This is a genomic window from Allobosea sp. 05L423 (assembly GCF_056397745.1).
The window spans coordinates 195,208-208,889 of sequence record NZ_JBFTOA010000001.1; the positions used below are offsets into that span (position 1 = coordinate 195,208).

General features: G+C 66.5%; 13 protein-coding genes. 6 read left to right on the top strand and 7 right to left on the bottom strand.

Annotation, left to right across the window (positions count from 1 at the left end; genetic code table 11):
* Window positions 1-3 precede the first annotated feature (3 nt).
* Window positions 4-699 (top strand): SDR family oxidoreductase, encoded by a 696-nt coding sequence (locus AC1DNE_RS00965; protein WP_441469838.1) that lies wholly within the window; start codon window positions 4-6, stop codon window positions 697-699.
* 18 nt (window positions 700-717) lie between these two features.
* On the opposite strand, the gene AC1DNE_RS00970 is transcribed toward AC1DNE_RS00965, so the two are convergent.
* A complete protein-coding gene (locus tag AC1DNE_RS00970) occupies window positions 718-1,335 on the bottom strand; it encodes a LysE family translocator (protein WP_476840882.1) in 618 nt (205 codons plus the stop codon).
* A 90-nt stretch (window positions 1,336-1,425) separates the two neighbouring features.
* On the opposite strand from AC1DNE_RS00970, the gene AC1DNE_RS00975 reads away from it, so the two are divergent.
* Entirely contained in the window at window positions 1,426-2,010 is a 585-nt protein-coding gene (locus AC1DNE_RS00975; RefSeq protein ID WP_476765057.1) for an N-acetyltransferase family protein, read from the top strand.
* A gap of 15 nt (window positions 2,011-2,025) precedes the next feature.
* Here AC1DNE_RS00975 and AC1DNE_RS00980 read toward each other — a convergent pair whose 3' ends face one another.
* Together AC1DNE_RS00980 and AC1DNE_RS00985 are read right to left on the bottom strand one after the other, a co-directional pair.
* Window positions 2,026-2,880 carry an alpha/beta fold hydrolase gene (locus tag AC1DNE_RS00980; RefSeq protein WP_476765058.1) on the bottom strand — a complete coding sequence of 285 codons (855 nt, stop codon included), beginning with the start codon at window positions 2,878-2,880 and terminating at the stop codon, window positions 2,026-2,028.
* Window positions 2,881-2,902: 22 nt separating this feature from the next.
* Window positions 2,903-3,892: an alpha/beta hydrolase gene (locus AC1DNE_RS00985; RefSeq protein ID WP_476765059.1), complete on the bottom strand. Its 990-nt coding sequence runs from the start codon at window positions 3,890-3,892 to the stop codon at window positions 2,903-2,905.
* Between the two features lie 197 nt (window positions 3,893-4,089).
* On the opposite strand from AC1DNE_RS00985, the gene AC1DNE_RS00990 reads away from it, so the two are divergent.
* A complete protein-coding gene (locus tag AC1DNE_RS00990; protein WP_476765060.1) occupies window positions 4,090-5,751 on the top strand; it encodes a methyl-accepting chemotaxis protein in 1,662 nt (553 codons plus the stop codon).
* A gap of 82 nt (window positions 5,752-5,833) precedes the next feature.
* A complete protein-coding gene (locus AC1DNE_RS00995; protein ID WP_441469832.1) occupies window positions 5,834-6,925 on the top strand; it encodes an ATP-dependent DNA helicase in 1,092 nt (363 codons plus the stop codon).
* A 164-nt stretch (window positions 6,926-7,089) separates the two neighbouring features.
* Here AC1DNE_RS00995 and AC1DNE_RS01000 read toward each other — a convergent pair whose 3' ends face one another.
* Both AC1DNE_RS01000 and rpiB read right to left on the bottom strand, forming a co-directional pair.
* Entirely contained in the window at window positions 7,090-8,727 is a 1,638-nt protein-coding gene (locus tag AC1DNE_RS01000; protein WP_441469831.1) for an arylsulfatase, read from the bottom strand.
* A gap of 321 nt (window positions 8,728-9,048) precedes the next feature.
* Window positions 9,049-9,495, bottom strand: coding sequence for a ribose 5-phosphate isomerase B (gene rpiB / locus AC1DNE_RS01005; RefSeq protein WP_476840883.1), 447 nt, complete (start codon window positions 9,493-9,495; stop codon window positions 9,049-9,051).
* 272 nt (window positions 9,496-9,767) lie between these two features.
* Between rpiB and AC1DNE_RS01010 the strand changes: the two genes are divergently transcribed.
* Both AC1DNE_RS01010 and AC1DNE_RS01015 read left to right on the top strand, forming a co-directional pair.
* Entirely contained in the window at window positions 9,768-11,234 is a 1,467-nt protein-coding gene (locus tag AC1DNE_RS01010) for a DUF1800 domain-containing protein (protein ID WP_476765062.1), read from the top strand.
* Window positions 11,235-11,239: 5 nt separating this feature from the next.
* Window positions 11,240-12,490, top strand: coding sequence for a DUF1501 domain-containing protein (locus tag AC1DNE_RS01015; RefSeq protein ID WP_476765063.1), 1,251 nt, complete (start codon window positions 11,240-11,242; stop codon window positions 12,488-12,490).
* 125 nt (window positions 12,491-12,615) lie between these two features.
* Here the strand turns inward: AC1DNE_RS01015 and leuD are convergent, their stop codons facing one another.
* Both leuD and AC1DNE_RS01025 read right to left on the bottom strand, forming a co-directional pair.
* Entirely contained in the window at window positions 12,616-13,218 is a 603-nt protein-coding gene (gene leuD, locus AC1DNE_RS01020) for a 3-isopropylmalate dehydratase small subunit (RefSeq protein ID WP_441469829.1), read from the bottom strand.
* A gap of 27 nt (window positions 13,219-13,245) precedes the next feature.
* Complete coding sequence (locus AC1DNE_RS01025; protein WP_441470033.1) at window positions 13,246-13,680, bottom strand: metallopeptidase family protein; 435 nt, start codon at window positions 13,678-13,680, stop codon at window positions 13,246-13,248.
* Window positions 13,681-13,682 lie beyond the last annotated feature (2 nt).

Here is a 13,682-nt window from a genome sequence, read left to right on the forward strand (position 1 = left end):
GACATGCCCCAGACCTGGATGATCACCGGTGCCAATCGCGGCATCGGTCTCGCGCTCACCATCGAATTGCTGCGCCGGGGCGACCATGTCATCGCCGCGGCGCGCGAACCTTGGGGCGGGGCGCTCGGCGAACTCGCCGCCGCGCATCCCGGAGCGGTAACGCCGCTCGAACTCGACGTTACCTCCGATGCGAGCGTCGCCGCGGCCAAGAATGCGCTGGCCGGTCGCGCCATCGACGTGCTGCTCAACAATGCCGGCCTCTATGGCCCGCGCGACCGGCAAACGGGCCTCGACGTCGATTTCGATGCCTGGCGGGAGGTCTTCGAGGTCAATGTCTACGCACCCATCAGGGTGGCGCAGGCCTTCCTGCCGAATGTCGAGGCTGGGCAGGGGCGCAAGATCGCGACGATTTCCAGCCGCATGGGCTCGATCGGCGCCAACCCCGGAAATGCGCTGATCTACCGCTCGTCGAAGTCGGCGGTGAACATGGCGATGGTCGTGTTCGGCAACAGCGTGCGCGAGCGCAATGTCAGCGTGATGCTGTTCCATCCCGGCTGGGTCCAGACCGACATGGGCGGCGGCGGTGCCGACATCACCCCGGCTCAGAGTGCCGGCGGGCTGATCCGCACCATCGACGTCTCCGGCATGGCCGAAACCAACAGCTTCCGCGACTACAAGGGCGAAAAGATCGCCTGGTGATCGCGGTTGGTCGGTGGCTCAACTCGCCCGCGTCGAGGCGAGCCAGAGCCCGCCGCCGACCAGAAACCCACCGCTGATCTTCGACAGGAGCCGGACGCGCCGCTGCGAGAGCAGATGGCCGGCGCGCCCGGACAGCAGCGCATAGGCGCCGTCGCTGAGCGCGGCGAAGGCCAGTGCGGTCGTGCCCATGATCGCGATCTGGGTGGCGTGGTCGCGTGCCGGATCGAGGAACTGGGGGAAGAAGGCGCCGAAGAACAGGAGCGTCTTTGGATTGCTGAGAGCTACGAGCGCGCCCTGCAGGAAGAAGCCGCCGCGCGGCGGCTTCGCCGGCGCGCCACCGTCGAGACCGGAGCCCGCCGAGCGAAACATCTTCCAGCCCAGCCAGATCAGATAGGCGGCTCCGGCCAGTCGCAGCCACTCGAACCAGTGGCCGAGCGCGGCGATGACCGAACTCAGCCCGATGCCGGCGACCACGACCATGATCGCGAGCCCAGCCTGCGTTCCTGCCACATTGAGGAGGCCGGCGCGGGTACCGTGCTTCAGGCTGTTGGCGACGATCAGCGTGACCGTCGGCCCGGGCACGATGATGATGACGATGCAGGCGAGCAGATAGGCGGCATAGACTTCGAGCGACATGGCGCGGGTCTCCGGCTGTGTCGCCTAGTGATCTGCCGATGTCCGCTCCTTGTCCAGCGGTCTCGGATGGCCGCCGAAGGAGAGGTTGTGATGGGCCGGAATGGCTTTGCCGTGCTTCCGCTGACGACCGAGCGCTGGGGCGATCTGGCGGATCTCTTCGGGCCGCAAGGGCCTTGCTATGGCTGCTGGTGCAACCATTTCCGCATGCCGCAGCGCCTGCGCAAGCCGCTGCTCGGCGAGGGGGCGCGCCGATTGTTCGAGGAGCGGGTGAAGCAGGGGCCGCCGCCGGGCGTGCTGGCCTATGCCGACGACAAGGCCGTTGGCTGGCTGCAGGTGGGGCCGCGGGCCGATATCCCCGAGTGGAACAATCCGCGCCGCGCCTCGACGCCGCTGGCTGACGCGCCGGCCGAGGACATCAGCAATTGGGCGGCTTCCTGCTTTTTCGTCAGGCGCGGATTTCGCGGGCAGGGCGTCACCGGCGCGTTGATCGAGGGCGCAATCGATTTCGCGCGGGAGAGTGGTGCGCGGCTGATCGAGGCCGCGGCCATGGACAACCGGGAGAAGCGCAGCGCCGACGGGCTCTATGTCGGACCGGAAAGCGTGCTCCGACGCGCCGGCTTCGTCGAGGTGGCCCGGCAGAAGCCGGGGCGGCCTTTGCTCTGGCTGGTGCTGTGACGGGGCGGCTTCGCTTCAGCCGAGGATGAAGTCCCGGATTTCCTGGAAGGCGCCTTCGCGATCGTCGGTGACCACGCCGTGGCCGCAATCGGCGAAGCGCAGGAAGCGGACCTGCCCGGGTGGGAGGCTGGCCGCGATCGTTTCGCTGAAGGCGATCGGCGTGACCGGGTCCTTGTCTCCGGCCATGACGAGGACCGGGCAGGAAACGCGGCCAAGCGCCTCCCGGAAGTCGAAGCGGCCGTGCTCGTTGCCCGGACCGTTGAAATGCTCCCCGGTATCGTTGCGGATGATCGCGCGGCTCAGCCAGCGCCTGTCGCGTGCCTTTTTGCGGGTCGAATAGAACGGCAAGCAGATTTCTCGATAGACCGCGCGCGTCGCATCGGAGGGTGCCGACCAGTAGTTCCGGGCCGCCGCAGCCGCTTCTCTGCCTCCGAACTGCTCGAAGGCTGCGTAAATCTCCTCGAAATCGACCTTGGCTGCCGTGCTCACCAAGATCAGCTTTCCAGCATGGTCGGGATGACGGGTCGCATAGGCCTGGGCCACGAAGCCACCGAAGGAAGTCCCGAGCACAAGAGGTCTATTGATACCGAGCGCATCGCAGAGGCCCTTCACATCATCGCCCCATTGCGCGAGCGTCCAGTGCTCGCGCGGCCCGTCATCGCTGCGGCCGCAGCCGCGATGGTCGTAGTAGACGATCTGGCAGATGTCGCGCAGCGCCGAAAAGCCTGGCTTGTAGATGCTGTGGTCCCCGCCCGGGCCGCCGTGCAGGAGCAGGAGCGTCGGCTTCTCGCGCATCCGCGGCCCGTCCGGAACCAGGCCCGCTCCTTCGACGTCGACATAGAGGCGGACGCCATTCACCTCGACGCGCATGGTCTATAGCTCCAATGGCCGGTCAGCCGCCGAGCCCGGCCAGAAAGGTCGTCAGCCGGTCGAGCGCCAGCCTGCCTTCCGGTCGATCGAGGTCGAACTGGTACTCGTGCGGCAACTTCGGCTCGGTCTCGGGCGGGAAGAACAGCGTGTCGACCTTGACGCCGTGGTCACGCAGCGCCTGGGCCATCACCACGGATTGCGGCGCCAGCGGATCGCCGTTGCCGACTGAAATGAAGCTGCGGGGAAAGGCCTCCGTCACATAGCGAGGCACCGCCGCTTCGGTGATGCGTTCGCTGTCGAAGGGGTTCGACGTACCGAAATAGGCCAGGAGCACGGAGCGGATGAAGCCGCCGAAGGGGCCGGTCAGCTCGAACGACGTCGGGTCGAAGGCGCCGCAGAACAGGACGGTGCCTCGCAGGTTTGCCGGGTCTATGGCCGGCTTCAGGCCGAGCAGTTCGGCATAGTCCTTGCCGGTCAGCCCTGCTGCGAGTTGCGCTGCGATATGGGCACCGGCCGAGTCGCCGGCAAGCACGACCCGGCTGGGGTCGAGGCCGAGGCGCTGGCCTTCGCGTTGCAGGAAGCCGAGCGCTTCGTTCACCTGCAGAACCGGCTCGGGATAGCGGGCTGTCGGTGCGCGCGTGTAGCCCACCGCGACGGCAGGAAATCCGCGCCCGGCGAGAAGCTTGAGATAGGGCGCGACATCCTTGCGGTCGCCGGCGACGAAGGCGCCGCCATGGATCCAGACGAGGGTCGGTCGCCCCGGCGTGGCATCGCCTCGCGGAAGGTAGACATCGAGCCGTGCCTCTTCCGCGGCGCCGTAGCGGATATCGAGCAGCTCGCGGATATCGGCCGGAACATGCTTGGCGAGGGCGGCATCGGTCTTCGATGCGCCGTAGCCGAAGGCAAGCCGCGTCAGCAGGGTCGAAGGCCAGGGCGAAAGGACGAAGGCTGCATAGCCAGCCAGAACAAGGCCGAGGCAGAGCAGGAGAATCCGGGTGGCGCGAGGTCTCATGTCGCGAAGCTAGGCTGCCTCTTCTCCGCGAGCAATGGCGCGGGAGCCGACACGGAATGCCGCGGTCAGTGCCGTTATGTAATCGGCTAAAATATTGATTTTGTTTTGGTATGTCGATCCGCATTAACCTTGCGTTCGTTCGCATCTGCGAAAGGAGCCCCGGCTATGAGGTAGTGACGACCATGAGGCGATTGGGATTGACGGCGAAGATCATGGCGTTCTTCGCGTTGCTGAGCCTCGCCGGAGCGCTCGGCCTCTTCAGTGCGTTGAGCGGTTTCGACGAGGCCCGGCGCATCGATGCTGCGGCCTTTGCCGATATAGGCCTTGCCAGCAGCGCTTCCTTGCTCTCGAGTCGAGTCGCCGCCACCGCGCTGCAGAGCAATGTCGATCCCGAGATGTCCACGCAGCAGGTCGAAGCCATGCTCGAGCGGCTCGACGGCTCCGTCGATCTTGTCGATGCGGCCCGCGCGCATCTGATCTCGGCCTTGCCTGCCGCTTTGCGCGAAGCGAACCCGACCCTGGACGCGAGGATCCGCACCTTCATCGCTTTCCAGCGCGGCATCGTCGACATCGGCCGCCGGGTTTCGGCGAAAGCGGCACTTCTGGAGGCCGGAGCCGACGATGCCCGCATCAATGTCGATCAGATCATCACGACGACATCGGCCTTGCGTGACGAGCTTGCGCGCCGGGCCAGCAAGGCGACGGTCCGTGCCGAGGAGCGCGCAGGCAATGTCCGCCTCCGGACCATTCTGTTTGCCTGCCTGCTGCCGCTCGGCGGCGGTCTCGTGACTTGGCTCCTGCTCCGCAACCATCTGACGCGCCCGCTGCGACGGCTTATGGCCGCGATCGGCGAAGCCGCGGCCTCGGACCGGGTCATCGAGGTGCCCTATCGCGGGAGGGCCGACGAGATCGGCGAGCTCGCCCGCGTCGTGCGCCAGTTCAGCGAAGTCAGGGCGACGCTGGTGACACGCGAGGCGGAGGCGGGCGATGCGCGACGCCACGCGCAGATGCGCAGCACGGAGCTTGCCCGGATAGCGGACGAGTTCGAGGCACGGCTCGGCCTGCTGCTCGGCGAGATCGGCCGGGAGAGCGAGGTGCTGCGCATGGCGCTGCAGGATTCGGCGGTGCGGGTCCATCAGGTCTCGAAGAGCACGGAGACGGCGGCCGCTTCCGTCGATGGAGCCGGCGTCGAGGCGATTCGTTCGACCGAGGCCGCGCTGCGGATGGAGCATGTCATCGGCCAGATCAATGCCGAGGTCAGGCGCGTCTCCGAGATGGCCACGGCCGCAACCCGCGAAGCGGCAGGAACCCACGCTCTGGTCTCGCGTCTGACGGAGAACGCCGCGCAGATCCGCGATGTCGTCGGCATCATCGAGGCGGTCGCGCGCCAGACCAATCTGCTGGCGCTGAACGCCACGATCGAGGCGGCCCGCGCCGGTGCGCAAGGACGCGGCTTCGCCGTCGTCGCAGCCGAGGTGAAGACCCTGGCGAACCAGGCGTCGGAAGCCGCCGCGCGGATCGTCCATCGCATCGCGCAGGCCGACGAAGCCTTGTCCCATGCGGCGCAAGCCGTATCTGCCATCGGAGCGAGCGTCGCCGCGGTCGAGCAGACCGGCACCGAGATCGCCACGATGGTGGGATCGCATGTCGAGCTTCTCGGCTCGCTCGGCGAGACGGTCGGACGCATCTCGGACGTGACTGCGACGGCCGCCATTGCGATGTCCGAGATCGCGACGGCCAATCTGCAGACCGTGGGGCAGGCCGATATGGGTGCTCAGAGCGCCGGCGAACTCGATCGGCGGATCAATGCGCTTCAGGTGGAGGCAGGAGCCTTCGTGCGGCGCCTGCGCATGGCCTGATCGGTTTCGGCATCGTTGCGCTTGCCTTCGCGGGGCGACTCGGCCCCATTTGCGCCATGCCCGTTTCGACGATTCCCTCGCGATGAGCTGGTCGCCCCAGCAGGATGCGGCTTTGACCGCCGTGGCGCGCTGGCTGCAGGCCGGCGAGCCGCAGCTCTTCCGCATGTTCGGCTATGCCGGCACCGGCAAGACGACGCTCGCGCGCCATATCGCCGAGGCGGTCGACGGCGAGGTCGTCTTCGCCGCCTATACCGGCAAGGCCGCGCTCGTGTTGCGCAACAAGGGCTGCCATGGCGCGCAGACCATTCACTCGCTGATCTATCGCTCGCGCGGGGTCGAGGAGGAGAGTCCGACCTTCGTGCTCAACCGCGAGAGCGCCGCCACCAAGGCCAAGCTGATCATCATCGATGAATGCTCGATGGTGGACGAGGAGCTGGGTCGCGACCTGCTCTCCTTCGGCACGCCGGTTCTGGTTCTGGGCGACCCGGCGCAGCTGCCGCCGGTGAAGGGCGGGGGCTTCTTCACCGAGCAGGAGCCCGACGTGATGCTGACCGAGGTGCATCGGCAGGCGGCGGACAACCCGATCGTGCGGATGTCGATGATCGTGCGCGAGGGCGGCCGGCTCGACTATGGCGACTATGGCCCCAGCCGCGTGATCCGGCGCGAGGAGGTCAATCCCGAGATCGTCATGACGGCCGATCAGGTCCTGGTCGGGATGAACAAGACGCGGCGCAACTACAACGCCCGCATCCGCCAGCTCATGGGCCGCACGGACAACAGCCCGGTTGCAGGCGAGAAGCTGGTCTGCCTGCGCAACGACAAGAGCAAGGGCCTGCTCAACGGCGGCTCCTGGATCGTGCAGGAGATCAAGACCTCGAAGAAGGGGCTGGTCACCATGCGGGTGACGCCGGAGGACGACACCGGCGCCAAGGCGGTAAAGGTCTCGGTGCTGCCGAACTTCTTCGACGGGACCGAGGAGGAGGTGCCGTGGGAGCTGCGCAAGCACACCGACGAGTTCACCTTCGGCTACGCCCTGACGGTGCACAAGTCGCAGGGCTCGCAATGGGACGACGTGGTGCTCTTCGACGAGAGCTTCGCCTTCCGCGAGCACCGGGCGCGCTGGCTCTATACGGGGCTGACGCGCGCGGCCGAAACGATCACGGTGGTGATGTAGGGACGAGCGTCCTGTTGGGGGTGGTGGGAAGCGGACATTGCCAAGGGTCGAGCAGCACACCCCGTGCGCTGCCGAAGGCTCCCCCCAAGAGGTTGGACATACATGACGGGGCATCGTTGTGATTGTGAAACGGCCCCGTCGTTGCGACGTGCAGAACGATACGACTAGTCGCCACCGGCGCCTCGCAGTTGCGCCTCGATCTTGCTCAGGTTGAACGATCCCGGCGACTGGCTCGGCGGATAGTCCTTCATGGACAGGAGGAACTGCGCCGCAAGTCCCTGGATCGGTACGACGACGAACGCTCGATCCATGAACCAGTCGTTATACGTGTTGGAGTTGTGCTGCGCCTTCTCGAATGGGTCCCGGCGCAGGTGGAACAGCAGCGGCGCCCGCAGCTCGACGAACGGCTCGCGCCAGACGCCGAAGGCTTGACCGCGGTTCTCCAGGAAGACGACCTTCCAGTCCTGGTAGCGAGCGGCGACGACCTGGCCGTCATCATTGACGTACCAGAACTCGTTGCGCGGCGATTCCTTCACCTTGCCGCTGAAGTAGTCGAGCATGTTGTAGCCGTCGGGATGGGCGCGGTATTTCCGGCCCGCGAAGGTATCGCCCTTCATCAGCCGTTCCTTCACGTCCGGCATGCCGGCGGCCGTCAGCAGCGTGATGAGCCAGTCCTCATGCGCCACGATGCCGTTCAGCGTCGTGCCGGCCGGGAATTTTCCGGGCCAGCGCACGAAGGCCGGCACGCGATAGGCGCCTTCCCAGTTCGAGTTCTTCTCGCTGCGGAACGGCGTCGTGCCGGCATCCGGCCAGGCATTGTAATGCGGGCCGTTATCGGTCGAGTAGAAGACGATGGTGTCGTTGGCGAGGCCTTGATCGTCCATGAACTTGAGCAGGTCGCCCACCATGGCGTCGTGCTCGACCATGCCGTCAGAATACTCGTCCTGGCCCGACTTGCCGCGGTTGGCAGCCTTCACATGTGTCCGGTAATGCATCCGCGTCGCGTTCCACCAGCAGAAGAACGGCTTGTTGGCCGCCTTCTGTCGGCTGATGAAATCCTTGGCTGCCGCGACCGTCTCCTCGTCGATCGTCTCCATCCGCTTCTTGGTGAGCGGACCGGTATCCTCGATCTTGCCATCGACGGTTGCCTTGATCACGCCGCGCGGGCCGAACTTTCTGCGGAATTCCACGTCCTTGGGATAGTCGAAGTTCTCCGGCTCTTCCGACGCATTGAGATGGTAAAGGCTGCCGAAAAACTCGTCGAAACCGTGCCGCGTCGGCAGGTGTTCATCCTGGTCGCCGAAATGGTTCTTGCCGAACTGGCCTGTGGCGTAGCCCTTGTCCTTGAGCAGGGCGGCGATCGTCGGGTCGCTGGCCTGCCAGCCTTCCTTGGCGCCGGGCAGGCCCACCTTGGTCATGCCGGTGCGCACCGGCACCATCCCGCTGATGAAGGCCGCACGGCCCGCCGTGCAGCTCTGCTGGCCGTAATAGTCGGTAAAGGAGACGCCTTCACGTGCGATCCGGTCGATGCCGGGCGTCATGTAACCCATCATGCCGCGGTTGTTGTGGCTGATGTTCCAGGTGCCGATGTCGTCACCCCAGATAATAAGGATGTTCGGCGGACGAGCGGAGGTCGTAGCAGGTGCCGTCTGCGCCTGCGCCACCTGGACTGGCGCCGCCGCGCCGAGGGCGGAGGCGGCGGCAAGCGTCGTACCGCCCAGCAGGATCTTGCGTCTGTCCAGGGCATGATCGCCCTGCGGCATCGTTCCGGTGACAGTCTTCGAAGGCAAGCCGGTCGTCATCGTAATCCTCCTCGTCAAGGTGGTTCTACGGAGACAAAGCGCATCTAAACTCAGTACGTGCTCTTATGCTGGCGAATGGAACCTAGCAGCTCTCTAGGGAAGGCGCACTTGACGTTTCTGGGCGTCAGAGCTTAGCCGAGGAAACTGCGAAGGCAGACACGGCCGATCAATTTGAATTACGCGATTGGACTGTTCGTGAGGGCCGTTCCAGCCGTTCCTTCGCATTCCGAATGCCGTCAAATGTCGGCCACGTCGCGCGTCCGGACATTGGTCCGTTGCCTGCAACAGGGCATGTCCCGAAGCGGGAAGCAACGAACGGCGCTACTCCTCCAGCGCCTCAATCATCGCCACCCGCGTCGCGTGCCGGCCGCCCTCGAACTGGGCGGTCAGGAACGCATCCACGATATCGAGCGCCAGCCCTTCGCCCACCACGCGCACGCCGATCGACAGCATGTTGGCATCGTTGTGCTGGCGGATCATGCGGGCTGAGAATGTGTCGGCACAGACGCCGCAACGGATGCCCTTGACCTTGTTCGCCGCCATCATGATGCCCTGGCCGGTGCCGCATAGGATGATGCCAAACCGGCAATCGCCGGAGGCGACGAGCCGCGCCGCCGCTTCGCCGTGCTTGGGATAGTGTGTGCTCTCCGGCGTCGTCGGTCCGATGTCCACCACCCAGCCCTGCGTCGCAATATGAGCGGCAATAGCCTGCCGGAGCTGAATGGCGGCGTGGTCGCTGGAGAGGACGATGCGATTGCTGGCTATCAAGGCGAAGTCGTCCCGTTTCCCGAGGTAATCTGGCAGCTCGGCCGAGTTGAATCAGGTGCTTTTTGTTTCGTCAATTCTTCCCGTTCTTCGAATGGCTGCAACCTGCCGAATGCGGACAGGGGCGATGCCTGGAAGGGGTCGGGAGCGGGCTGTCTGGATGTTCCACGAGCCGAGCCTCACCGTCGAACATTGCCGAATTGTCATGAATCTCTTTGCTTTTTTGCCATAGTCGCTGCGGATGCTGGTGGGGATGGTCAGCGGAGGCCGGCGGCATGGCGGGACCGGACGATCTGAAGGCGGGGGCGGTGGCCCTCCTGCGCTTTGGTCTCGGGCCGAAGCCGTGGCAGGGCGAGGTGATACGCCGGCAGGCGCGGGACCGGCTGCTGGCCGAGATCGCGGCCGGGGTCGTCGCGCAGCCTCAGGGCGTGCTGCTTTCAGGCGCGGCCGAGATTGGCAAGGCACTCTACGCTTTCGAAGACGATGAGAAGCGGGAGCGCGAGGCCAGGCGTATGGCTATGCCGCAGCCCGCTCAGGGCATGCAGGTCGCCAACGCGGCGCAGGCCGACGCGCAGCCGGCTCCTTCGCAGAGCCAAATGGCGCAGGCTCCGAAGGCGTCGAGCGAGCCGGCGCTGCCCTATCGCACCTATCGCGACGAGGTGAAGGCGCGGGTCGATCTGGCGCTCGCGGCCGAGACCGGCCTCACCGAACGGCTGGTGATGTTCTGGTCGAACCATTTCTGCATCGGCGCGACCAAGAGCAACATGTCCCGGATCATGGCGGGAAGCTATGAGCGCGAGGCGATCCGCCCCCATGTCTTCGGCCGCTTCGAGGACATGCTGGTCGCGGCGGAGAGCCACCCGGCGATGCTCGACTTCCTCGACAACCGCCAGTCCGTCGGCCCCAATTCCGCCGCCGGCCGGCGGCGCGGGCGCGGGCTGAACGAGAACCTCGCCCGCGAGATCATGGAACTGCACACGCTCGGCGTCTCCGGCGGCTACAGCCAGGCGGACGTCACCAATCTCGCCCGCATCATCACCGGCTGGACCGTCGTGGGGCGCGAGGGCGTGCTCGGCTTTCCCGGCTCCTTCGCCTTCAACGCCGGCCTGCACGAGCCGGGCGTGACGCCGCTGCTCGGCCGCTCCTACGATCAGCCGGGCCGGGCGCAGGGCGTTGCGGCCCTGACAGACCTCGCCCGCCATCCCGCCACCGCGCGGTTCATCGCGACCAAGCTCGTACGCCATTTCGTGGCGGACGATCCTCCGCGCGAGCTCGTCGAGCTTCTGGCCGCGACTTTCCGCCAGAGCGGCGGAGATTTGCCCGCTGTGTACCGGGCGCTGATTGGCAGCAACGCGGCATGGACGGCGCCGGCAAGCAAGATGCGCTCGCCGCAGGAGTTCCTGATCGCCTCCTATCGGGCGCTGGGCCGACAACCCGATTTCGGCCAGATCGCCGGGCCGCTGGCGGCGATGGGGCAGCCCTTCTGGCAGCCCTCCGGGCCGAACGGCTATGCCGACACCAATGCCGCCTGGGCCTCGGCCGAAGGCATCAAGACGCGCATCGATGTCGCCGCCGGTTGGGGCCGGCAGGCGGCGAACGCGGTGCCGGACCCGCGTGGCCTGAGCGAGGAGATTCTCGGTCCGATTCTCTCGCCCGAGACGAAGCAGGCGGTGGCGCGGGCGGAGAGCCGCCCGCAGGCGCTGGCGCTGCTGCTGATGTCGCCCGAATTCCAGCGGAGGTGAGGCCGATGGATCACCACGACGATGACGATGACTGCGAACGGATGACACCGTCGCGGCGCGCCGCGCTCGGCGCGGCGGGCGCTCTCTTCGCCTGGTCCTTCGTGCCCAAATTTGCCTATGCGGCGCCGGGCAGCCGCGACCCGCGCTTCCTGCTGGTGGTGCTGCGCGGAGCGCTCGATGGGCTTTCGGCTGTTCCGCCGCTCGGCGATCCCGACTATGCCGGCCTGCGCGAGGGCATCGCGCTCGCCAAGGACGGCCCCGAGGCGGCGCTGCCACTCGACGGCTTCTTCTACCTGCATCCGGCAATGCCGAATCTCGCCCGGCTCTATCGGGAGGGGCGGGCGGCGATCGTCCACGCCGCCGCGACGGGCTATCGCGAGCGCTCGCATTTCGATGGGCAGGATGTGCTGGAGAGCGGGCAGCCGGGGCCGGGCCACACCGAGAACGGCTGGCTCAACCGGCTGATCGCGAGCCTGCCGGCCGGGGAGGGCATCTCGCGCAAGGGCGTCCTCGGCGTCGGCGTCGTGCCGCCGCTGGTGGTGCGCGGACAGGCGCCGGTGCTGGGCTGGGCGCCGCCGCGCATGGCGCGGGCCGGCGTCGATCTGACGATGCGGCTGGCCGATCTCTACGGTCAGCGCGATCCTGGCCTCGCCGCAGCCTTGCAGCAGGCGATCGAGACGGAGGGTGTAGCAAGGCGCAGCGGCATGGCTGAGCCGAAGGGCGGCGGTGGGCCGGATACGGCCGACGGCATGCGCCGGATCGCCGAGGGTGTCGCCGGGCTCGTCGGTGCCGATGACGGGCCGCGCATCGCCGCGCTCGCCTTCGAGGGATGGGACACTCATGCCAATGAGGGCGGCGCCAAGGGGCGTCTGGCGAATCTGCTCGGCGGGCTCGACGGGGCTTTCGCGGCGCTGGAGCGCGGGCTGGCGCCGGTCTGGAAGGATACGGTGGTGATGGTCGCGACCGAGTTCGGCCGCACGGCTGCCGTCAACGGAACGGTCGGCACCGATCACGGCACCGGCACGGTCGCCTTCCTCGTCGGCGGGGCGGTGAAGGGCGGCCGGATGATCACGGACTGGCCGGGGCTCAAGCCCGAACAGCTCTACCAGAACCGCGACCTCAGGCCCACGACCGACATCCGCGCGGTCGCGAAGGGCGTGGTTGCGGATCTCTTCGGCTTGTCCGGGCCGGTTCTGGCCGAGAAGGTGTTTCCGGGAACGGGGGACTTAAAGCCCGTGCAGGGGCTGGTGGTTTAGCGCTGTGCGTCATGCTCGCCCTTGTGGCGAGCATCCACGTCTCGTGCGTTGAACCCGAAGGTGGCGTCAAGACGTGGGTGGTCGGGACAAGCCCGACCATGACGTGGATCTCCGAAGCGCCGGCCTCAAGCCCAGGCGCGTTGCTTCAGTTTGTCCTCGAAGGCCTCGATCTTCGAGGCCTTCTCCATGGTCAGGCCGATGTCGTCCAGGCCGTTGAGCAGGCAGTGCTTGCGGAAAGGGTCGATCTCGAAGGTGATCTCGCCGCCGTCCGGGCCCTTGATCGTCTGCTTCTCGAGGTCGATCGTCAGCGTCGCGTTGGAGCCGCGGGCGGCATCGTCGAACAGCATGTCGAGCTGCTCGGGCGTGACCTTGATCGGCAGGATGCCGTTCTTGAAGCAGTTGTTGTAGAAGATGTCGGCGAAGCTCGTGGAGATCACGCAGCGGATGCCGAAGTCGAGCAGCGCCCAAGGGGCATGCTCACGCGAGGAGCCGCAGCCGAAATTGTCGCCGGCGACGAGGATCTCCGCCTTGCGATAGGCCGGCTGGTTCAGCACGAAATCGGGATTCTCCGAACCGTCCTCCTTGTAGCGCATCTCGGAGAACAGCGCGGTGCCGAGGCCGGTGCGCTTGATCGTCTTCAGATACTGCTTGGGGATGATCATGTCGGTATCGACATTGACCACCTTCATCGGGGCGGGCGTCGAGGTCAGCGTGGTGAAGGGCTGCATGGTTCTTGTCCTTGCGTGAAGGCCGGCTCAGCCGGCCGCCTGTTCGATGGCTTCCATGTCCTCGTCGGAGAAGCCGAAATGGTGGCCGATCTCGTGGACCATCACGTGGGTGACGATGGCGCCCAGGCTCTCGTCATTTTCCGCCCAATAGTCGAGTATCGGCCTGCGGTAGAGATGGATGGTGTTGGGCATCTGGCCGGTCTGAGGCGAATAGCCCTGCTGGGGCAGGCCGACGCCGCTGAACAGGCCGAGCAGGTCGAAGGGGCTTTCCGCCTCCAGCTCCTTCAGCACGTCGTCCTCGGGAAACTCGGTTACGTTGAAGACGACGTCGGCGCAGAGCGCACGGAACTCTTCCGGCAGGCGGTCGAAGGCGGCCTGCGCCAGCACCTCCAACGCCTCCAGCGACGGGGCCCTGGCCCCATCCCAGTCGATTTCCGTGCCCTTGTTCACCACGGCGTCCATAT